Annotated in this window: 15 protein-coding genes; 11 read left to right on the top strand and 4 right to left on the bottom strand. The window is 69.4% G+C overall.

Annotation, left to right across the window (positions count from 1 at the left end; genetic code table 11):
- Window positions 1-7: 7 nt before the first annotated feature.
- Window positions 8-2,221, top strand: coding sequence for a protein kinase domain-containing protein (locus ACWC21_RS35770; RefSeq protein WP_450888152.1), 2,214 nt, complete (start codon window positions 8-10; stop codon window positions 2,219-2,221).
- A gap of 40 nt (window positions 2,222-2,261) precedes the next feature.
- A complete protein-coding gene (locus ACWC21_RS35765; protein ID WP_450888150.1) occupies window positions 2,262-4,337 on the top strand; it encodes a protein kinase domain-containing protein in 2,076 nt (691 codons plus the stop codon).
- Window positions 4,338-4,406: 69 nt separating this feature from the next.
- On the opposite strand, the gene eccCa is transcribed toward ACWC21_RS35765, so the two are convergent.
- Window positions 4,407-8,381 (bottom strand): type VII secretion protein EccCa, encoded by a 3,975-nt coding sequence (eccCa, locus tag ACWC21_RS35760; protein ID WP_450888148.1) that lies wholly within the window; start codon window positions 8,379-8,381, stop codon window positions 4,407-4,409.
- A gap of 334 nt (window positions 8,382-8,715) precedes the next feature.
- Between eccCa and eccD the strand changes: the two genes are divergently transcribed.
- Window positions 8,716-10,224 carry a type VII secretion integral membrane protein EccD gene (gene eccD / locus ACWC21_RS35755; RefSeq protein ID WP_450888212.1) on the top strand — a complete coding sequence of 503 codons (1,509 nt, stop codon included), beginning with the start codon at window positions 8,716-8,718 and terminating at the stop codon, window positions 10,222-10,224.
- Window positions 10,225-10,288: 64 nt separating this feature from the next.
- Here eccD and ACWC21_RS35750 read toward each other — a convergent pair whose 3' ends face one another.
- A complete protein-coding gene (locus tag ACWC21_RS35750) occupies window positions 10,289-10,579 on the bottom strand; it encodes a DUF397 domain-containing protein (protein WP_450888146.1) in 291 nt (96 codons plus the stop codon).
- 395 nt (window positions 10,580-10,974) lie between these two features.
- Here ACWC21_RS35750 and rpsO point away from each other — a divergent pair, with 395 nt between their 5' ends.
- The 5 genes from rpsO to ACWC21_RS35725 all read left to right on the top strand — a co-directional run bounded on the left by rpsO (window position 10,975) and on the right by ACWC21_RS35725 (window position 16,428).
- Entirely contained in the window at window positions 10,975-11,262 is a 288-nt protein-coding gene (gene rpsO, locus ACWC21_RS35745; RefSeq protein ID WP_133047446.1) for a 30S ribosomal protein S15, read from the top strand.
- Window positions 11,263-11,559: 297 nt separating this feature from the next.
- A complete protein-coding gene (locus ACWC21_RS35740) occupies window positions 11,560-13,794 on the top strand; it encodes a polyribonucleotide nucleotidyltransferase (protein WP_450888144.1) in 2,235 nt (744 codons plus the stop codon).
- On the top strand, window positions 13,791-15,170 hold the full coding sequence (locus ACWC21_RS35735; protein ID WP_450888142.1) for a M16 family metallopeptidase: 1,380 nt from the start codon (window positions 13,791-13,793) through the stop codon (window positions 15,168-15,170). Before ACWC21_RS35740 ends, ACWC21_RS35735 begins: the two co-directional genes overlap by 4 nt.
- Window positions 15,171-15,206: 36 nt before the next feature.
- Window positions 15,207-15,959 carry a 4-hydroxy-tetrahydrodipicolinate reductase gene (gene dapB / locus ACWC21_RS35730; RefSeq protein WP_450888140.1) on the top strand — a complete coding sequence of 251 codons (753 nt, stop codon included), beginning with the start codon at window positions 15,207-15,209 and terminating at the stop codon, window positions 15,957-15,959.
- Between the two features lie 16 nt (window positions 15,960-15,975).
- On the top strand, window positions 15,976-16,428 hold the full coding sequence (locus tag ACWC21_RS35725; RefSeq protein WP_450888138.1) for a hypothetical protein: 453 nt from the start codon (window positions 15,976-15,978) through the stop codon (window positions 16,426-16,428).
- Window positions 16,429-16,539: 111 nt separating this feature from the next.
- Here ACWC21_RS35725 and ACWC21_RS35720 read toward each other — a convergent pair whose 3' ends face one another.
- Both ACWC21_RS35720 and ACWC21_RS35715 read right to left on the bottom strand, forming a co-directional pair.
- A complete protein-coding gene (locus tag ACWC21_RS35720) occupies window positions 16,540-17,094 on the bottom strand; it encodes a hypothetical protein (protein WP_450888137.1) in 555 nt (184 codons plus the stop codon).
- Window positions 17,095-17,184: 90 nt separating this feature from the next.
- On the bottom strand, window positions 17,185-17,421 hold the full coding sequence (locus ACWC21_RS35715) for a hypothetical protein (protein WP_450888136.1): 237 nt from the start codon (window positions 17,419-17,421) through the stop codon (window positions 17,185-17,187).
- Between the two features lie 198 nt (window positions 17,422-17,619).
- Between ACWC21_RS35715 and thyX the strand changes: the two genes are divergently transcribed.
- The 3 genes from thyX to ACWC21_RS35700 all read left to right on the top strand — a co-directional run bounded on the left by thyX (window position 17,620) and on the right by ACWC21_RS35700 (window position 21,304).
- Window positions 17,620-18,360: an FAD-dependent thymidylate synthase gene (gene thyX / locus ACWC21_RS35710; RefSeq protein WP_450888134.1), complete on the top strand. Its 741-nt coding sequence runs from the start codon at window positions 17,620-17,622 to the stop codon at window positions 18,358-18,360.
- Between the two features lie 192 nt (window positions 18,361-18,552).
- Window positions 18,553-19,452 carry a 4-hydroxy-tetrahydrodipicolinate synthase gene (gene dapA, locus ACWC21_RS35705; RefSeq protein ID WP_450888132.1) on the top strand — a complete coding sequence of 300 codons (900 nt, stop codon included), beginning with the start codon at window positions 18,553-18,555 and terminating at the stop codon, window positions 19,450-19,452.
- Between the two features lie 166 nt (window positions 19,453-19,618).
- Window positions 19,619-21,304 carry a ribonuclease J gene (locus ACWC21_RS35700; RefSeq protein ID WP_450888130.1) on the top strand — a complete coding sequence of 562 codons (1,686 nt, stop codon included), beginning with the start codon at window positions 19,619-19,621 and terminating at the stop codon, window positions 21,302-21,304.
- Window positions 21,305-21,878: the final 574 nt, after the last annotated feature.

Raw genomic sequence — 21,878 nt, 5'->3', positions numbered from 1 at the left:
CGACCGCATGCCCACTCCGCTCACTCACGACGATCCCCAGGCGTTCGGCCCCTACCGTCCGATCGCCCGCCTCGGCAGCGGCGGCATGGGTACGGTCTACCTGGCGCGCTCGGGCGGTGGACGGACCGTCGCGGTCAAGACGATGCACGCCGCCATCGCCTCGGATCCCAGTGCCCGAACCCGGTTCCGTCTGGAGGTCGATGCCGCCCGGGTCATCGGAGGGCAGCACGGTGCACAGGTCGTGGGGGCGGACACACAGACCGGGGCACCGTGGATCGCCACCGAGTATGTACTCGGTCCGCCGCTCGACGAGGCGGTCGAACTGGCTGGACCGCTCCCCGAGGCGACCGTACGTGCTCTCGGGGCGGCTCTGTGCGGGGCGCTGGGGCAGCTGCACAGCAGCGAAGTGGTCCACCGCGACCTCAAGCCCTCCAACATCCTGATCACGGCCTACGGACCGAAGGTCATCGACTTCGGCATCGCCCGGGCGATCGGCGACGAACGGCTCACCAGAGTCGGCGCGGCCATGGGTACCCCGGCCTTCATGTCACCGGAGCAGGCAATCGGTCAGGAACACACCGCGGCGGGTGACGTGTTCGCACTTGCCGCAGTCCTCGTCTTCGCCGCCACCGGGCGCGCCCCGTTCGGCCATGGCCAGACCGCGGATCTTCTCTACCGCGTCCGCTACAGCGCACCGGACCTGAGCGACGTACCCGCCGCCCTGCTTCCGATTCTCGGGCGGTGCCTGGACAAGAACCCGTTCCTGCGGCCGACCACGGCGGAACTTGCAGCCGAACTCCACGACGGATCGGGAGAGTTCGCGGAGCATCTGCCGGACTCACTGCTCGCGGAGATCGCCCGGCGGGCCACCGAGGTCTGGCAGATCACACCGCAGCGACTCCCCGCACCTCTTCCACAGCACGTGCAACCGCCGACCGCACCGGCCGCTCCGATGCCGCGTCGTCGACTGCTGCTGCTGGCGGGCAGCGGACTGGCGTTCGGCGCGGTGACCGTCGGGGCGGGAGCCTGGGCCTGGAGCCGACGGTCCGTGTCCGAGCCGAAGTCGCCCGTGCCGGCTCCCAGCAACAGCCTGCTGCCGAAGAAGCGGCTCGACTCACTCTGGCAGCATCAGGTCGCCGATCCGCCGTACGGCACGGTCCCGCCCGCACAGCCGCTCGCCGTGAGCAACCTGGTCACAGTTGTGGCCGGGACTGGTCTGGCCGGAATAGATGCCGCCTCGGGAGGGATCCGGTGGGCGTCGGACCAGATGGAGATTCACTGGCAGATCGCGACGGACGGCGAGCGCCTCGTCCGGATGGTGACGCCAGAAGGGTCCGAGAACAACGCGGGTAAGCCCGGCGGCTTTCCGCTGGTCTTCGCGTCCGTCGACATCGACACGGGCGTGGCGGCCGAGCCCTTCGCCCAGCTCACGGATTTCAATGGGGTGATCAGCCAGAACCAGGTGCTGTGCACGGCCGACGGCATCGTGTACGCGGCGGCAGGCAAGGGCAAGTTCGACGAGTACTTCCTGGCATCCCAGTCCTGGTCCGTCTTCGCCGTCGACATCAGCACCGGGAAGAAGCTGTGGACCAAGCCGCTGCCCTCCCGACCGGATCACACCGACCGCCTGCACTTCCTCTCCGCCCGAGCGGTCGGGCGCAGCCTGGTGGCCCTCCAAGAGACCAACGACGGCAAGGTACGCGTCGTCGTGCGGGACACCCGTACGGGCGCTGTCCGCTGGGAGAAGCCGTTCGACGGCGTCGCCCCGGACCGCGTACAACTGCCGCTTGCGACGGACACCGAGAACCTGTACTTGGGCACCGGCCGGCTGCGGGCACTACGGCTGAGTGACGGCGCTGACGTATGGGACTCCGCGCAGGAGCGTCCCGGGCGCACGTACGGCCCTCCGGCGGTCAAGGGCGGCTCGGTCTACGCCGTGGAGAAGGGCCTCGGCCTCGTCGCCTTCGACTCGCGCAACGGGCGGGTGCAGTGGGAGGAGAAGGGCGGCGGGGGAACGAAGGCGGATGTGTCCGCCTCACCGGTGATCGGCACCGAGTGCGCGTACAGCAAGCGGTCTTCGGCGCTCTGGGCGGTCGACATCTCCTCGGGCAGGCCCGCGGCCTCCTACCGGACCACCGGCGACCGCTTCATCGCTCACGAGAAGGCCAAGGTGACCGTGGCGCTGGGCGGCAAGTTCCTCGCGGCCTTCCCCCTGAGATGAGCGGCGGTCAGCGGATGAAGAAGACAGAAGGCAGCCAACGATGAACCCCCTGGATGTCGGCGACCCGATCCGTCTCGGCCCGTACCGCCTGCTCGGAGTCCTGGGCGAAGGCGGCATGGGCAAGGTGTACGTCGGCCAGGACGGCGCGGCGACGGTCGCCGCGGTGAAGGTGCTGCGCCCCGAACTCGCCCACGACTCCGGTCTCAGCCGGCGCTTCGTACGGGAGGCGCTCGCGGCACAGGCGGTACGGAGCCCAGGCGTCGCCGCGGTCCTCGGTGCACAGACCGAGGGCGGTCGCCCCTGGATCGCCACCGAGTTCCTCACCGGGCCGACCCTGGACGAGGCGGTCGGGAAACACGGGCCGCTCGACGAGACGGGCGTGCGTGCCCTGGCGGCGTCCATCGCGCACACCCTGGCGGACATTCATGCCGCAGGCTTCATCCACCGCGACCTCAAACCCCAGAACATCGTGCTGACGACGACCGGCCCCCGGGTCATCGACTTCGGCATCGCGCGCCCCGAGCACGGCCTGACGCTCACCACGACCGGCCAGATCCCCGTCACGCCCGGCTACGGCGCACCTGAGCAGGTGCTGGGGCAGCGCGTGACACCCGCCGCCGACGTGTTCTCCCTGGGCGCCGTCCTCGTCTACGCGGCCACCGGTCGGCGCGCTTTCGAGGGCGGGCACGTGGCTGCCGTTCAGTACGAGGTCGTCCATGGCGAGCCGCGCTGGGACGGCCTGAATCCCGAGTTGTACGCGCTCATCGCCCCCTGCCTTGCCAAGGACGGTGCCTCCCGGCCCGTCCCCGGACAGATCGCCACGGCGTTCGCGCCGCCGAAAAACAGCGACCGGGTGTGGCGACGAGGTCCGGTCGCGGACGACATCAAGGAACGGGAGAGACTGGTCCGAGAGCTCACCGCGCCGCCCACGACGGGCACGGTGACGACCGTGACCAGGCGGCGTCTGCTCACCGGCTTGGCAGCCGGCGGCACGGTGCTCGCCGCAGGGGGCGGTACGACGGGATGGTGGCTGCTCCGGTCGCGGGCGAGCCAGAAGAAGGACGACCTGTTCGACATCCCTGCCGCCGTGAAGACGCCGAACGCCCGACTGCTGGTGGCGGATGACGGTGACTACATGGTCGATGGCTCCCCGAAGGCGTTGTGGAGGACCGATGCGGCCGTGGACGGCAAGTCCCGCGCCCCGTTGCCCGTCAGGGACGTCGTCGTGATCGGGCTCTACGGCGGTATCGGCGCCTACAACGTCGTCGACGGAAGGCTGCGTTGGAAGGTGGAGGACGTACAGCCCGACCACTACCTGTCGCTGTCCGACCGTCTGGTCGTGACCCTCGACGCCAAGGGGGTGCTGCGTACGTACGTCCCCTCCACGGGTGAACCCAAATGGACGGCGGCAGCTGATGCGGCGGCCCTGCTGACCGCGGACGACCACGCGGTGTACGTCGTGACGAAGGACCACCGGTTGCGCAGCGTGGGACGCTCGGACGCCCGGATCCGCTGGACCGCCGAGGTTCCGGCGCGATATCGGGGCAAGCTCTCCGTCAGGACAGCCGTCGGCAGCGGGCGCCTGGTGCTCTCGACGGTCGACGGTCATGTGCTGGCCGTGGCGACGGCCAACGGTCATCTGGTCTGGGAGCTGCGCCACCAAGCGGAGAAGGCCTCGCTCAGCCCTGTCGCTCAGGACGGGATCGTGTACGTCAACGGCAAGACGTTGACCGCGTTGCGGATCACCGACCGCAAGGAGATCTGGGCCCGCACCACCAGGGACATGTACAAGGTGCGCGCGGAGTGGGGCCCGCCGAGCGTCCATGGAGACTCCGTCTACGTGCTCGGCGGGATGTTTCCCGAACGTCTCCGCAGCAGTGACGGCAGTACGGTCTGGAGTTCCCGTAAGGACGGCAGTCCCGTCCTGGTACAGGGCACCGGTGTGTGGACGATCGACGACTCATACAAGACTCAGGTGAACACCGTCAACGTGGACAACGGATACCCGGTCTGGTCCTACGAACTTCCCGAAGCCGAGCACCACGGCATTGCGGTCGACGGCAACAGAGCCTTCATCCGGAACGACGAGTTGCTCTGCGCGCTACCGGTCTTCTGACCCACGAGGTCGCGACGGCGGGAGAGGAACCTTCGCGACCTCGCAGGAACTGCAGGCGTCGCCACCTGCTCACACGTTCTCGTCCTCGACCAACCCGACCTGAACCATAGGCTTCCCCCGCTTCCGGGACACGAAGACGCCCCGCCCCGCCGGCATCGGCCGGGGGCGGACTCCGCCGAGCAGGTCGCCCTCGGCCGGGTCGCCCGCAAGGACGACTCCCTGGGCGCCGAGTTCCTTGATGCGCTGCATGAAGGACTCGTAGCCGGCGCGGCTCGCCCCCGCGGTGGAACGCGCGATGATGAAGCGGACGCCGACGTCGCGGGCGAACGGCAGCAGTTCCGTCAGGCCCGCCAGCGGGTTGCCGCTCGACGTGGACACGAGGTCGTAGTCGTCGATGACGACGTACACCGTGGGCCCGCGCCACCAGCTGCGGTTGCGCAGCTGCTCCGGGGTCACGTCGGCCGTCGGTGTGCGGCGCTGCATCAGTTCGGCCAGCGCGTCCATGTGGTGCTGCATCTGGTTCGACATGGGGATGTATGCCGCCAGGTGGGACTCCGGGGTCACCCCGAGGAGTGAACGCCGGTTGTCCACGACGAAGAGCTTGCAGGTGTTGCCGTCGTAGCGTTCGGTGAGGCGCTTGATCAGCAGCTTCAGCAGGTTCGACTTGCCGGACTCGCTCTCACCGAACACCAGGAAGAACGGGTCCTGTTCGAAGTCCACGAACACCGGCTCGAGGTTGTCCTCGTCGAGGGCGAAGGAGATGCCGCGGTGCGGGAAACGGTCGCCCGGGGGGAGTTGGGCCGCCGGGAGCTCGCGGGGGAGCAGGCGTACCTCCGGTGCGCCGGGCTCCTGCCAGTGGCGAGTGACCTCGGCGGCGAGGGCGGTCGTGGCCTCCGCGAGGTCCGTGTCGGAGGAGAGGCCGTCGATGCGGGGGACCGCCGCCATGAAGTGCTGCTTGTGCGGGGTCTGGCCGCGTCCCGGAACCCCGGTGGGGACGTTGGCCGCCACCTTGCGGTCGATCTCGGAGTCCATGGGGTCACCGAGCCGCAGCTCGAGCCGGTTCATCAGGTGGTCCTTGAGGTTCGCGCGGACCTCCATCGAGCGGGACGCCGTGATGATCACGTGGATGCCGTAGCCGAGGCCGCGGGCGGCGATGTCGAGTACCAGCGGCTCCAGGGCCTCGTAGTCGGTGCGGAAGTTGCCCCAGCCGTCGATGACCAGGAAGACGTCGCCCCAGGGCTGGTCGGTCACCGAGATGTCGCCTCGCGCGCGGCGGGAGCGGAACTCCGCGATGGAGGAGATGCCCGTGGAACGGAAGTACTCCTCGCGGCGGGTCATGATGCCGTACACCTCGGCCGCCGTACGCCGGACCTTCTCGGGGTCCAGGCGCGAGGCGACACCGCCCACGTGCGGCAGGCCGGCCACCGCGGCCATGCCGCCGCCGCCGAAGTCCAATCCGTAGAACTGGACTTCACGCGGGGTGTGGGTGAGTGCGAACGACGCGATGATCGAGCGCACCAGCGTGGACTTGCCGGACTGCGGGCCACCGATGATCTGCATGTGGCCGGCCGCGCCGCCGAAGTCGACCAACAGCGGGTCGCGCCGCTGCTCGTAGGGCTTGTCGATGAGGCCGGCCGGGATGACGAGCCGGCCCGCGCCTTCGTAGCCCGGCTGGGTCATACCGCGGCCGGGCACCGGGGCGAGCCCCGGCAGCAGCGTGTCGAGCGACGGCGGGCTGTCCAGCGGGGGCAGCCACACCTGGTGCGCGGCCGGGCCCTGCGCCTCCAGGCGCCGCACGATCACGTCGAGCACCGTGTCGGCGAGCGCGTCGTCCTGCCGTTGTTCGGCGGCTTCCTGGCGCTGCTGCGGGATCGGCGCGTACTGCACCGGCACCTCGGCCGCGGTGAAGAGGACCGGCCGGCGGTCGACGGGCATCGGGCCGCCGAGCGCCGCGGCCTGCTGCGAGCTCGTACGATGCACCCCGGAGACGTACGCCGCCTTGAAGCGCACCATTTCGTCCGTGCCGAACTTCAGAAAACCGGAACCCGGGATGTTCGGCAGTTCGTAGGCGTCCGGGACGCCGAGCGCGGCGCGTGACTCGGCCGCCGAGAACGTCCGCAGACCGATGCGGTACGACAGGTAGGTCTCGAGGCCCCTCAGCCGGCCCTCCTCCAGGCGCTGCGAGGCCAGCAGCAGATGCACGCCGAGTGAACGGCCGATACGGCCGATCTGCACGAACATCTCGATGAAGTCCGGCTTGGCGGTGAGCAGTTCGCTGAACTCGTCGATGACCAGGACCAGCGACGGGATCGGCTGGAGGGGCGCGCCCGCGGCGCGGGCCTTCTCGTAGTCGTGGATGTTCGCGTAGTTGCCCGCGTCGCGCAGCATCTCCTGACGGCGGTTGAGCTCACCGCGGATCGAGTCGCCCATGCGGTCGACGAGGGTCAGGTCGTCCGCGAGGTTGGTGATCACGGCCGCCACGTGCGGCAGTTGGGCCATGCCCGCGAACGTGGCACCGCCCTTGAAGTCGGCGAGGACGAAGTTCAGCGTCTCGGAGGAGTGGGTCACCGCGAGGCCGAGCACCAGCGTACGCAGCAGCTCCGACTTGCCGGAACCGGTCGCACCGACGCACAGGCCGTGTGGCCCCATGCCCTCCTGCGCCGCCTCCTTGAGGTCCAGCATCACGGGCCGGCCGTCCTCGCCGAGACCGATCGGCACGCGCAGGCGTTCCGACTGCGAGCGCGGGCGCCACGTCCGCTTCGGGTCCACCGAGGCCGCGTCGCCCAGGTTCAGCAGATCCGTGAACTCCAGGTTGGCGAGCAGCGGTTCGTCGTCGTCGCCCCCCGACGCCACCCGCAGCGGGGCCAGTTGGCGGGCGAGAGCCTCGGCGGCCTCGTACGACAGGACGTCCGGCGTCCCCTCGTAGACCATGCCGTGTGCCGACTCCAGGCGCAGCTCGTCGGGCTGCACGATGACGGAGAGGTCGCCGCGTCCGATGGTGAGGTCGCCCGGCACGATCTCCAGGACCGTCACGCCCTGCAGACCCTCGGGACTGGCCAGCAGCGACGCGGGCGGAAGGGAGATGCCGTCGAGCACCACCACCAGGTGCGGTTGCTCGGCGACGGGTGGGCCGTCGGGGTGGAAGCGCGGGCGGCCCTGGAGGCGGGAGGCGAGCCGGTCCTCCAGTTCCACCGGGTCGGTGGTGATCAGACGCATGCTGCCGGCGCCGTCGGCGAGGCCGGGTGCCTGCACGTGCGGCAGCCACTTCGCCCACTCCCACTCGGGCGCCGACGCGCGCCCGGTGACGACGGCGATGACCAGGTCTTCGGGGGAGTGCAGGGAGGCGAGGGAGGCGCAGACGGCCCGGGCGGTGCCGCGCACGGCGCCCGGCTCGCCGCTGATCGTCACGTGGTAGAAGGCGCGCAGCGACACCGCCATCGGCAGATCGTCGAGGGTGCTGTGGGCGGCCATGAAGCGCTGCATGGCGCCCGCGGTCAGCGGCTCGAGTTCGTCCACCGGGGCGGTCTGCGGCGGGATCAGGGGAGTGGCCAGGGCCTGCGGGCCGAGACCCACCCGCACCTGTCCGAAGTCCTCGTCAGCGGTGCGTCGTTCCCACACCCGGCTGCCTTCGGCGACCAGTGCCCACAGTTGCTCCGGCGAAGGATGCAGGTAGTACTGGGCGTCGCGCTGGGCCTTCGCGGTGTCCAGCGCGAAGCGCCGGGTCTGCGACAGATAGCGGAGGTAGTCACGACGCATGTCGGCCATCTGCCCCTGGTTGCCGCGACGGTAGCGGATGAGCATCGAGATGCCCATGGCGATCGTCGAGGCCACCATCACCATGCCCATGATCTTCATGAAGGGCTGGGCCTGGGGGTTGAAGAAGAAGACCACGGATCCGCCCATGCCGAGCATGGGCAGGAGCTGCATCAGAGCGCCTTCCTGCTGGCCCCGCGGAAGTTCCGGCGGAGCCTGCAGCACGACCTCGTCCGTGGGCACTTCCTTCGGCAGTGCCCGCGGCGGGCGCTTGACGACGATGTGGCTCACTACGCACCAATTCCCTTGCCGGACCGAGATTTTTCATCCGCCGCCCCGTGTCAGACGGACGTCGATCGCGAAGCGCGATCCTACTGACAACGGCCGACAACGTCGGGCGGTAGGGTGCCGGTGAGACGGGTGAGCAGTTGCGAATCGTTCCGGGAAAAACCGGGCAATCCGCAACGGTCCGAAGCGAGCGCGCCCCCGTAAACCCCGGATACGACCGCTCGGTTGTCGGGTGGAGGGGGTGGCGCCGCACAACCTACACAGGATTTTTACGGGCGGAAGGTGCGTGGCGCACGTGGACCGCCTCACCACCGACGAGGGGGAACATCAGGTGAGCATGACGGCCTCCGCGCCGGCCGGCGCGACCGGTGGACCGGGTACCGCCGCCGTTTCCGGGGCGGGCATGGGGTTCGGCTTCTGCCGGGTCACCATCGTGGCGCCCGACAGCCGCATCGACGTGGCGTTGCCCGACGACGTACCGGTCGCCGACCTGTACCCGGAGATCCTGCGCCTGTCCCAACAGGGTCCCGCCGAGGGCGCGCCGGTCGGCTACCACCTCGTACGGCGTGACGGCACCGTCCTCGACGGGGCCCGGTCCTTCACGGCGCAGCGCATCCTCGACGGCGAGTTGCTCACCCTGCGCCCGTTCGCCGAGTCCCTGCCGCCCGCCGTCGTCGACGACGTCTCCGAGGCGGTGGCCTCCGCCGTCACCCGCGACCGCGCCCTGTGGAACGGCGAGCTCACCCGTGCCGCCGGTCTCGTCGCGGGCGGCATCCTGCCGGCGCTGCTCGCTTTCGTGGCCTGGAGCTCCCGGATCGGCCACGACATGAACAGTCTGCAGGGCATCATCGCGGGCGTCGCCGGCATCCTGCTGATCACCATCGCGTGCGTACGCGCGCGTGTCTACGACGACCGGGGATCCGCCGTCGCCCTGGGACTGGGCGCCCTGCCGAACGTCGCCGTGGCCGGTTCGGGGCTGCTGCCGCTCTCCGACGGCCAGGGCATCGGCCGGCTCCAGTTCCTGCTCGCCTGCACGGCGGTCCTCGTCGCCTCCCTGGTGCTCACCCTGGTGTCGCCGGGCGGCGACGGCCCCTTCGTGGCGTTCCTCTTCGCCTCCGCCATCGGCCTGATCACCACCTTCATCGCGATCCTCACCGAGCTGAAGCCCATCGAGACGGCCGCCGTCTGCGCTCCGCTGTCCGTCGTGGCGCTGGCCTTCCTGCCGGGCCTGTCCATGCGCTTCGCACGGCTGCCCATCGGCTTCGAACCGCCCAACCCCTCCCGCGGCGGCTACGACACCGGCGAGCCCGCCCGGCAGGAGCCCGTGGACGCCGAGCGCGTGGCCGCCCAGGCCCGGCGCGGCCACGAACTCCTCGTCGGCCTCGTCGGGGGCTGCGCCCTCGTCGCCGTGGGCGCGTCGATCGTCCTCGGCTTCTCCAGCAACACCTGGGCCCAGCTCCTGGCCCTCGCGACCGGCGTGGCGATGCTGATGCGGGCACACCTGTTCCGTTACACCGCGCAGGTCGGCGCCACCCTGGCCGCGGGCCTCGCCGCGATCGTCTTCCTCGGCCTCGGGCTCGCCCTGAACCCGCCCCGGGGTTACCTGATCGACGCCCTCCAGGGCGACGCGACCGCCCTCGACATCCGCAGCGTCTGGCTCGCCGCGGCGGTCGGCGCGGCCACGGTCCTGGTCACCGCGATCGGTCTGATCACTCCGCGGCGCGGTCTCACCCCCTTCTGGGGGCGCTTCCTGGAGGTCGCGGAGAGCTTCGTCCTGCTGACGCTGATCCCGCTCGCGCTGGCCGTGTTCGACGTGTACGCGCAGGCGCGGGCGATGACCAGCTAGGGGGACGGCCAGGAGGACAACCGGAGGGCGGCACGCACGCGTGCCGCCTTCCGTCACGTTCCGCTCACTCCGCCGGGAGCCCCCCGTCGTGCGGGGCCGGTTCCAGATCGAACTCCCCGTCCCGTGCCCCCAGCACGAACGCCCGCCACTCCGCCTCCGTGTACCGCAGGACGGTCTCCGGATCGAGGGAGGACCGCATGGCCACCGCGCCTTCCGGGAGGTACGCGATCTCGACCCGCTCCTCGTGCTCCTCCGTGCCCGGCGCGCAGTGCCACTCGACGCCGGAGATGTCGAGCGCGTACAGCTCGTCCCGCTCCCGTTCCTTGCGTGCCCTGAGTTCCTCGGCATCGGCCATCGTGACCAGGTCCTTCCTTCAGTACCAACGAGCTGTACCAACGAGCTGTACCAACGAGCTCTACGAGCTGTGTCAACGAGCTGCGCAGACACCCTACTTGTCATTGTTGTCCCAGCTCAGAGGTTTGCCGATGTCCGCCCGTGACGGAGCGTGTCGACGCCGTCGCGGCCACCGACCCCCGGCCGGAGCGTCACCTGGCGCCCCTGTCAGGAGCGCGCGTCGACCCTGGTACCCTGAGTGACGGCCGTTCGTGTACGCACCTCCGGAGCCATGCAGGCACCCCCTGCAGGCACTGGAGGCCGCGCCGGCGGATCCCGGGCTCCCGAGTAACGGAAGCTCCCCGAGATGAAGACCGGGGGCACTCGGTGGCCACTCACAGACCATGAGGAGTACGCGTGTCGCTCGACGCCGCTACGAAGAAGCAGATCATCTCCGAGTTCGGTACCCAGGAGGGTGACACCGGCTCCCCCGAGGTCCAGGTCGCTCTGCTGTCCCGTCGGATCTCCGACCTGACGGAGCACCTCAAGACCCACAAGCACGACCACCACTCCCGCCGCGGCCTGCTGATCCTGGTCGGTCAGCGCCGTCGCCTGCTGCAGTACCTGGCGAAGAAGGACATCCAGCGCTTCCGTGCGCTGGTCGACCGCCTCGGCATCCGCCGTGGTGCGGCGGGCGCCAAGTAAGACGCCGTGAAGGGAGCGGTTCCCGGAGGGATCGGGGGCCGCTCCCTTTGCCGTACGTGCGGAAACGTGCAGAGTGTCATCGGCGCTTTGTAGTGTGGTAGCACAACGCAATACGGACGACACAGCACGACAACGACATGGAGAAGCGCACCTCGCCGCCGCCGGTCCTCGGTAGTGGCCCCCGGGCGGAGCCCCGGGTGCTTCGATCGAAGACCGGCCCGCACCAGACGGAGCGCTTCTCCGCCACCGTCCCCCGCCACACGGGCGAGGAGGGACGAAGACGAGGAGAAGACGCTAGTGGAGAACGAGACCCACTACGCCGAGGCCGTCATCGACAACGGCGCCTTCGGCACCCGCACCATCCGCTTCGAGACGGGCCGCCTGGCCAAGCAGGCCGCCGGTTCCGCCGTGGCGTACCTGGACGACGACACCATGGTGCTGTCGGCCACCACCGCATCCAAGAACCCCAAGGACCAGCTCGACTTCTTCCCCCTGACGGTCGACGTCGAGGAGCGCATGTACGCGGCCGGGAAGATCCCCGGTTCCTTCTTCCGCCGTGAGGGCCGGCCGAGCGAGGACGCGATCCTCACCTGCCGTCTGATCGACCGTCCGCTGCGCCCGTCCTTCAAGAAGGGCCTGCGCAACGAGATCCAGGTCGTCGCCACGATCATGGCGCTCAACCCCGACCACCTGTACGACGTCGTGGCGATCAACGCCGCGTCCGCGTCCACCCAGCTGGCCGGTCTGCCCTTCTCCGGTCCGATCGGCGGCGTCCGCGTCGCGCTGATCCGCGGCCAGTGGGTGGCGTTCCCGACGCACACCGAGCTGGAGGACGCCGTCTTCGACATGGTGGTCGCCGGCCGCGTCCTGGAGGACGGCGACGTCGCGATCATGATGGTCGAGGCCGAGGCCACCGAGAAGACCATCAAGCTGGTCGAGGACGGCTCCGAGGCGCCCACCGAGGAGGTCGTCGCCGCCGGTCTGGAGGCCGCGAAGCCCTTCATCAAGGTGCTCTGCAGGGCCCAGGCCGACCTCGCGTCCAAGGCCGCCAAGCCGACCGGCGAGTTCCCGATCTTCCTGGACTACCAGGACGACGTCCTCGAGGCCCTGACGGCCGCCGTCCGCCCCGAGCTCGCCCAGGCGCTCACCATCGCCGGCAAGCAGGAGCGCGAGAGCGAGCTGGACCGCGTCAAGCAGCTCGCCGCCGAGAAGCTCCTGCCGGAGTTCGAGGGCCGCGAGAAGGAGATCTCCGCCGCGTACCGCTCGCTGACCAAGGCCCTGGTCCGTGAACGCGTCATCAAGGAGAAGAAGCGCATCGACGGCCGCGGTGTCACCGACATCCGCACGCTGGCCGCCGAGGTCGAGGCCATCCCGCGGGTGCACGGCTCCGCGGTGTTCGAGCGTGGCGAGACCCAGATCCTGGGCGTCACCACCCTCAACATGCTCCGCATGGAGCAGCAGCTGGACACCCTCTCCCCGGTGACCCGCAAGCGCTACATGCACAACTACAACTTCCCGCCGTACTCCACCGGTGAGACCGGCCGCGTCGGTTCCCCGAAGCGCCGCGAGATCGGCCACGGCGCCCTCGCCGAGCGTGCGCTCGTGCCGGTGCTGCCGACGCGCGAGGAGTTCCCGTACGCGATCCGTCAGGTGTCCGAGGCGCTGAGCTCCAACGGCTCGACGTCCATGGGTTCGGTCTGCGCCTCCACCATGTCGCTGCTGAACGCCGGTGTGCCGCTGAAGGCCCCGGTCGCCGGCATCGCCATGGGCCTGATCTCCCAGGAGATCGAGGGCGAGACGCACTACGTCACCCTCACCGACATCCTCGGTGCCGAGGACGCCTTCGGTGACATGGACTTCAAGGTCGCCGGCACCAAGGAGTTCGTGACCGCCCTCCAGCTCGACACCAAGCTGGACGGCATCCCGGCCTCCGTCCTGGCCGCGGCCCTCAAGCAGGCCCGCGACGCCCGGCTGCACATCCTCGACGTGATGATGGAGGCCATCGACCGGCCCGACGAGATGTCCCCGCACGCCCCGCGGATCATCACCGTCAAGATCCCGGTCGACAAGATCGGTGAGGTCATCGGCCCCAAGGGCAAGATGATCAACCAGATCCAGGAGGACACGGGCGCCGAGATCACCATCGAGGACGACGGCACGATCTACATCGGTGCCGCCGACGGTCCCTCGGCGGAGGCCGCCCGCGCCACGATCAACGGCATCGCCAACCCGACGATGCCCGAGGTCGGCGAGCGCTACCTGGGTACGGTCGTCAAGACGACCACCTTCGGCGCGTTCGTCTCCCTGCTGCCCGGCAAGGACGGTCTGCTGCACATCTCGCAGATCCGCAAGCTCGCCGGCGGCAAGCGCGTGGAGAACGTCGAGGACGTCCTCGGTGTGGGCCAGAAGGTCCAGGTCGAGATCGCCGAGATCGACTCCCGCGGCAAGCTCTCCCTCGTTCCGGTGATCGAGGGCGAGGAAGACGCCGCCGACGGCGGCTCCGAGACGAAGAAGGACGACGCCGAGCAGTGACGTCCCGTAGCTCCAAGGCGACGGCCCGCACCTCTTCCGAGGCGCGGGCCGTCGCCCGTACCCAAACCCTCATCAAGGGCACCAGCGGCATCGGCACGGTCCGCAAGACCACCCTCCCCGGTGGCCTGCGCATCGTCACCGAGACCCTGCCCTCGGTCCGCTCCGCCACCTTCGGCATCTGGGCGCACGTCGGCTCCCGCGACGAGACACCGTCCCTGAACGGCGCCACGCACTACCTGGAGCACCTGCTCTTCAAGGGCACCCAGCGCCGCTCCGCCCTGGACATCTCCGCCGCCATCGACGCCGTCGGCGGCGAGATGAACGCGTTCACGGCGAAGGAGTACACGTGCTACTACGCACGCGTGCTCGACACCGACCTGCCACTCGCCATAGACGTGGTCTGCGACATGCTGACCGGCTCGCTGATCCTCGAAGAGGACGTCAACGTCGAGCGCGGCGCGATCCTCGAAGAGATCGCCATGACCGAGGACGACCCGGGCGACTGCGTGCACGACCTGTTCGCGCACACGATGTTCGGCGACAACCCCCTCGGCCGCCCCGTCCTCGGCACGGTCGACACGGTCAACGCCCTCACCGCCGACCGCATCCGCCGCTTCTACAAGAAGCACTACGACCCCACCCACCTCGTGGTCGCGTGCGCCGGCAACGTCGACCACAACAAGGTCGTACGACAGGTCCGCGCCGCCTTCGACAAGGCGGGCGCCTTCAACGGCGACAGCGCCGCCCCCGTCGCCCCCCGGGGCGGCCGGCGCGGCATCCGCACGGCGGGCCGTCTCGAGCTGCTCAACCGCAAGACCGAGCAGGCGCACGTCGTCCTCGGCATGCCCGGCATCGCCCGCACGGACGACCGCCGCTGGGCCATGGGGGTACTGAACACGGCACTCGGCGGCGGCATGTCCTCCCGACTGTTCCAGGAGGTCCGGGAGAAGCGCGGCCTCGCCTACAGCGTGTACTCCTACACCTCCGGCTTCGCCGACTGCGGCCTGTTCGGCGTGTACGCGGGCTGCCGCCCGAGCCAGGTGCACGACGTGCTGAAGATCTGCCGGGACGAGCTCGACCACGTCGCCGAGCACGGCCTCTCCGACGACGAGATCGGCCGCGCCATCGGCCAGCTCCAGGGCTCCACGGTCCTCGGCCTCGAGGACACCGGCGCGCTGATGAACCGCATCGGCAAGAGCGAGCTGTGCTGGGGCGAGCAGATGTCCGTCGACGACATGCTGGCCCACATAGCGGCGGTCACCCCGGACGAGGTACGCGCGGTGGCGCGCGACATCCTGGGACAGCGCCCCTCGCTGTCGGTCATCGGCCCGCTCAAGGACAAGCAGGCCGCACGGCTGCACGACGCCGTGGCGTGAATCCCTCCGCCATCCCTCGCTAAGGAAGCAACAGACATGAGCAAGCTGCGTGTGGCGGTCCTCGGGGCCAAGGGACGCATCGGTTCCGAGGCGGTACGGGCCGTCGAGGCCGCCGAGGACATGGAGCTGGTCGCCGCCCTGGGCCGGGGCGACCAGCTGGAGACCCTGGCGGAGACCGGGGCCCAGGTCGCCGTGGAGCTGACCACCCCCGCTTCGGTGATGGACAACCTCGACTTCTGCGTACGCCACGGCATTCACGCGGTCGTCGGTACGACGGGCTGGACCGACGACCGCCTCGCACAGCTGCAGGACCGGCTGGCCCAGTCCCCGGAGACCGGTGTGCTGATCGCGCCGAACTTCTCCATCGGGGCCGTGCTGACCATGAAGTTCGCGCAGATCGCCGCGCCGTACTTCGAGTCCGTCGAGGTCGTCGAGCTGCACCACCCCAACAAGGTGGACGCCCCCAGCGGCACCGCCACCCGCACCGCCCAGCTCATCGCCGAGGCCCGCCGCCAGGCCGGCACCGCGCCGGCCCCGGACGCCACGGCGACCGCCCTGGACGGCGCCCGCGGCGCGAACGTGGACGGCGTCCCCGTGCACGCCGTCCGCCTGCGCGGCCTGCTGGCCCACCAGGAGGTCCTGCTGGGCGGCGAGGGGGAGACCCTCACCATCCGCCACGACTCCCTTCACCACAGCAGCTTCATGCCGGGCATCCTGCTCGGCGTGCGCCGCGTGGTGACCACTCCGGGCCTGACCTTCGGCCTGGAGCACTTCCTGGACCTCGGGTGACGCGGGGCCTGCCGACATGCGCGCGAAGATCTCCTACACCGTCACGGCCGCCGTCCTGGTCTTCTACTTCGTCCTGGTCGGCAGCCGCGGCGTCATGCTCATCCAGTCCGGCACGGCCCTCACCGTCACCTTCGGGGTCGCGGTCCTGATCCTGCCGGTGATCGGCCTGTGGTTCCTGTGGAAGAACACCCAGTTCGTCCGCAAGGCCAACCAGCTCGCCGCCGAACTCGACGCCGAGGGCGGGCTGCCCGTCGACGAGCTGAAACGCACCCCCGGCGGCCGCATCGACCGCGACTCGGCCGACGAGGTCTTCGCCAAACGCAAGGCCGAGACGGAGGCGGCGCCCGACGACTGGCGCAGCTGGTTCCGCCTCGCCGTGGCCTACCACGACGCCCGCGACACCCCGCGCGCCCGCAAGGCGATGCAACGCGCGATCGCACTGCACGACGGCAGACCCGTCCAGGCCTGACCGCACGTGTACGCCGAAGGGGCCGGTCCCATAACCAGGGACCGGCCCCTTCACGCTGCTCAGCGGGGAGCGGGGAGCGGGGAGCGGGGAGCGGGGAAGGCGGCTCGGGCGTCAGCCGAGCTGGTACTCCGCCGCCCACGCCTGCACCCTGCCCGCCGCCCGGTCGAAGGCGGAGACCCGGGCGAGGAAGTCCAGGCCGTGCGTGGTCAGCAGCGGCGGCGCGTCCTGCGCGCCGCGATCCCGGCGCACCAGGGTCAGCGCCTGCCCCTGCACCGTACGGGGCAGCCCCAGCCAGCGCACCGGCTGCTGCAACGTGCGCACCGCGACGACCCGCTCCCAGGGAACCGTGCGGGTGTGGAAGAAACCCACCTGCCGCACTCCACGCCCGCTTACCCAGACACCCATGCGCAGCAGCCGCAGCGCGCCGACGAGGATCACCAGTGCCACGGCGAGGACCGTCCCGGCGGAGGACGGCGAGCCCGTCAGGGCGATGAGCACCGCGGCGAAGAGCACGAACGAGGCGAGCATCAGGCACAGCGCCGCCACGGCCACGCGCCACGGGCCGGGCCGGTAGGGCCGCCGCCAGCGTTCGCGGTCGTCGTACGGCAACGCGGTGTCCGATGCCGCCTCGAAGGTGCGGTCGGCCGTCAGGAAGGGCAGGGGCATGGCTGGTCCTCACTCAATCCATGCACAAGCTGTGCCCGGTGAGGCTATCCGCCGGTGACCCTGCCCACCACCCGAGGGGGTCCGGAAGAGTCAGTGACCCTGCGACGCCTGTGACTGCTGTGTCTGCGTCGCGGTCGGGGTCGACAGCGCCGGCATACCGATGACCAGGGAGCCCACCAGCCCCGCGATGATGGTCAGGGCCAGCAGCCAGCGCCCGGCTATCTGACCGGCGGAGGCCCGCTCAGGGGCCGGGGGCGCCACGTTACTGCGGAACTTGTCGGCTTCGGCGAGGAAGGCGAAGGGTACGGGCTCGCGCCGACGGAACATCGAGGTCGCATCTCCTCTTGGGTCGAACGGATGTCTCTTGGAACACAGACGCACGGGTCCCCCAGAAGGTGCCCGCTTGCCCCGGATTCGCAGACCTTCACCGAAAAGTCGCGTCCGGGCACCGAACGCCCCGATGTCAGAGCCGGGCCGTAGAGTGGGCGCCGCCCGCCAGAAGTAATGGGAAGGACCCTCCGAGCCGTGACCGACGCCCCCGCCGACGACCTCAAGCCGAGTTTCCGCAGTGACGTGACCGTCGAGCTGGTCAAGCACGCCGCGTCCGACGCGGACGTGCTGTTCGCCGCCCGAGTCTCCACGGCCGGCGAGCAGTCCCTGGACGAGCTGAACAAGGACCCGGAGCGCTCGAAGGGCCTGATCAACTACCTCATGAGGGACCGGCACGGCAGCCCCTTCGAGCACAACTCGATGACGTTCTTCATCAGCGCCCCGATCTTCGTCTTCCGCGAGTTCATGCGGCACCGGGTGGGCTGGTCGTACAACGAGGAGAGCGGCCGCTACCGCGAGCTGCAGCCGGTCTTCTACGTCCCCGACGAGGCCCGCAAGCTCGTCCAGCAGGGCCGGCCCGGCAAGTACGTCTTCGTCGAGGGCACCCAGGCGCAGCAGGAGCTGGTCGGCCGCGTCATGGAGGACTCCTACCGGCAGGCCTACGAGGCCTACCAGGAGATGCTCGCCGCCGGCGTCGCCCGCGAGGTGGCCCGTTCGGTCCTCCCCGTCGGCCTGTTCTCCTCCATGTACGCCACCTGCAACGCCCGCTCCCTGATGCACTTCCTCGGCCTGCGCACCCAGCACGAGCTGGCCAAGGTGCCGTCCTTCCCGCAGCGGGAGATCGAGATGGTCGGTGAGCGGATGGAGGCCGAGTGGGCCAAGCTCATGCCCCTCACGTACGCCGCCTTCAACGCCAACGGCCGTGTCGCCCCCTAGTCCGACACAGATGTACGGTCAGCCCAGCGAAGTGTCCGTATTGCGGCATTTGGAGAAGTTCATCTAGCCTGATCAAACGGACCCGGCACTGCTTGAACCCCCGAGCAGGCAGTGCCGGGTTCCATGTTTGTCCGGACTTCTCCGGCACCCCGCGGGCAGACCACTCACTGAGCAGCGAGTAGCGTGTAAGCCATGGCTCCGACCTCCACTCCGCAGACCCCCTTCGGGCGGGTCCTCACCGCCATGGTCACGCCCTTCACGGCGGACGGCGCACTCGACCTCGACGGCGCGCAGCGGCTCGCCTCGCATCTGGTGGACGCAGGCAACGACGGCCTGATCATCAACGGCACCACCGGCGAGTCCCCCACCACGAGCGACGCGGAGAAAACGGACCTCGTACGAGCCGTGCTGGAGGCGGTCGGCGACCGCGCCCACATCGTGGCCGGTGTCGGCACCAACGACACCCGCCACAGCGTCGAGCTGGCCCGCGCCGCCGAGCAGGTGGGCGCCCACGGCCTGCTGGTCGTCACCCCGTACTACAACAAGCCCCCCCAGGAGGGCCTGTACCGGCACTTCAAGGCCGTCGCCGACGCCGCCGAGCTGCCGGTCATGCTGTACGACATCCCCGGCCGCAGCGGCGTCCCGATCAACACCGAGACGCTCGTCCGCCTCGCCGAGCACCCGAGAATCGTCGCCAACAAGGACGCCAAGGGAGATCTCGGCCGCGCCAGCTGGGCCATCGCCCAGTCCGGCCTCGCCTGGTACTCCGGCGACGACATGCTCAACCTGCCGCTGCTCTCCGTGGGCGCGGTCGGCTTCGTCTCGGTGGTCGGCCATGTGGTCACACCCGACCTGCGGGCCCTCGTGGAGGCCTTCGTCGCCGGTGACGTCCAGAAGGCGACCGAGATCCACCAGAAGCTGCTCCCCGTGTACACGGGGATGTTCCGCACGCAGGGCGTCATGACCACGAAGGCGGCGCTCGCGCTCCAGGGTCTGCCCGCAGGACCACTGCGCGCCCCCATGGTCGAGCTCACCCCGGAAGAGGTCGCCCAGCTCAAGATCGATCTTGCTGCCGGCGGGGTACAGCTCTGACAACAGACTTCGCGCGGCCCGCCGCGCACCAGGGCTCCACAACTGAACACCAACTGAATGAGCGGGCCACCGGTGCCCGCATTCCACAACGACAACTGCTTCTGCACGAACGTCACGCGCGCCACGTGCCCTACCGGTACGTGGCGTGCGTGGTGAGGAGAGTCTTTTGAGTCATCCGCATCCTGAACTGGGTCCGCCCCCACTGCTCCCCGAAGGCGGCCTGCGGGTCACCCCGCTCGGCGGCCTCGGCGAGATCGGCCGGAACATGACGGTCTTCGAGTACGGCGGCCGTCTGCTGATCGTCGACTGCGGAGTGCTCTTCCCCGAGGAGGAGCAGCCCGGAATCGACCTGATCCTGCCGGACTTCTCGTCCGTCAGAGACCGCCTCGACGACATCGAGGGCATCGTCCTCACGCACGGCCACGAGGACCACATCGGCGGCGTCCCCTTCCTCCTCCGCGAGAAGCCGGACATCCCGCTGATCGGCTCCAAGCTGACCCTCGCGCTCATCGAGGCCAAGCTCCAGGAGCACCGCATCCGGCCCTACACCCTCGAGGTGGCGGAGGGGAACCGAGAGCGCATCGGACCCTTCGACTGCGAGTTCGTCGCGGTCAACCACTCCATCCCGGACGCGCTGGCCGTCGCCATCCGCACGCCCGCCGGCATGGTGGTCCACACCGGCGACTTCAAGATGGACCAGCTTCCGCTGGACAACCGTCTGACCGACCTGCACGCGTTCGCGCGGCTGAGCGAGGAGGGCATCGACCTCCTCCTCGCCGACTCGACGAATGCCGAGGTCCCGGGGTTCGTCCCGCCGGAGCGGGACATCTCCAACGTCCTGCGCCAGGTCTTCGCGGGTGCCCGTAAGCGGATCATCGTGGCGAGCTTCGCCAGCCACGTTCACCGCATCCAGCAGATTCTGGACGCGGCGCACGAGTACGGCCGCCGGGTCGCCTTCGTCGGCCGCTCGATGGTCCGCAACATGGGCATCGCCCGGGACCTGGGCTACCTCAAGGTGCCGCCGGGCCTGGTGGTCGACGTCCGCACGCTCGACGACCTCCCGGACCACGAGGTGGTCCTGGTCTGCACGGGCTCCCAGGGCGAGCCGATGGCCGCGCTCTCCCGGATGGCGAACCGTGACCACCAGATCAGGATCGTGGAGGGTGACACCGTCATCCTGGCGTCGTCGCTGATCCCCGGGAACGAGAACGCGGTGTACCGCGTGATCAACGGCCTGACCCGCTGGGGCGCGAACGTCGTCCACAAGGGCAACGCCAAGGTGCACGTTTCCGGCCACGCATCCGCGGGCGAGCTGCTGTACTTCTACAACATCTGCCGCCCGAAGAACCTCATGCCGGTGCACGGCGAATGGCGCCACCTGCGGGCCAACGCCGAGCTGGGTGCCCTCACCGGCGTCCCGCACGACCGGATCGTGATCGCCGAGGACGGAGTGGTCGTCGACCTCGTCGAGGGCAAGGCGAAGATCTCCGGCAAGGTCCAGGCCGGTTACGTGTACGTCGACGGCCTCTCGGTCGGTGACGTCGGCGAGCCGGCCCTGAAGGACCGGAAGATCCTCGGGGACGAGGGCATCATCTCGGTCTTCGTGGTCATGGACTCGTCCACCGGAAAGATCACCGGCGGCCCGCACATCCAGGCCCGCGGTTCCGGCATCGAGGACTCCGCCTTCGCGGACGTCGTCCCGAGGATCACGGAAGTGCTCGAGCGGTCGGCCCAGGACGGTGTCGTGGAGCCCCACCAGCTCCAGCAGCTCGTCCGCCGGACCCTCGGCAAGTGGGTCTCGGACACGTATCGGCGCAGGCCGATGATCCTGCCCGTCGTCGTGGAGGTCTGACCCGCGTACGACCCCTCGCAGGCGTGAACACGGAGCGGGGTGCCTCGATTTGCATCGAGGCACCCCGCTCCAGTACGTTTACGGCTCCGCCCGATCGGGAACCCAAGTGCTTCATGCGCTGCATGTCGGTCTCCCGGGCCGGGTGGAAAATCCGACTCAGAACTTCTGATAAAGTCGGAACCGCCGGAAAGGGAAACCGCGAGAGCGGGAAACCTGGAAAGCACCGAGGAAATCGGATCGAGAAAAGATCTGATAGAGTCGGAAACGCAAGACCGAAGGGAAGCGCCCGGAGGAAAGCCGCGAGACAGAGTCTCGGGTGAGTACAAAGGAAGCGACCGTTCCTTGAGAACTCAACAGCGTGCCAAAAATCAACGCCAGATATGTTGATACCCCGTCTCCGGTCATCACGATCGGGACGAGGTTCCTTTGAAAAACACAGCGAGGACGCTGTGTGCGAGAGGATCATTCCTCCTCTCGCACCGCTCTCGTGGTGTTCAACCGGATTACCGGTAAACATTCACGGAGAGTTTGATCCTGGCTCAGGACGAACGCTGGCGGCGTGCTTAACACATGC

It is taken from the genome of Streptomyces sp. NPDC001348 (assembly GCF_053597535.1).
The sequence above is the reverse complement of the archived record's forward strand: the minus strand, read 5'-3'. Positions and strand labels throughout refer to the sequence as shown.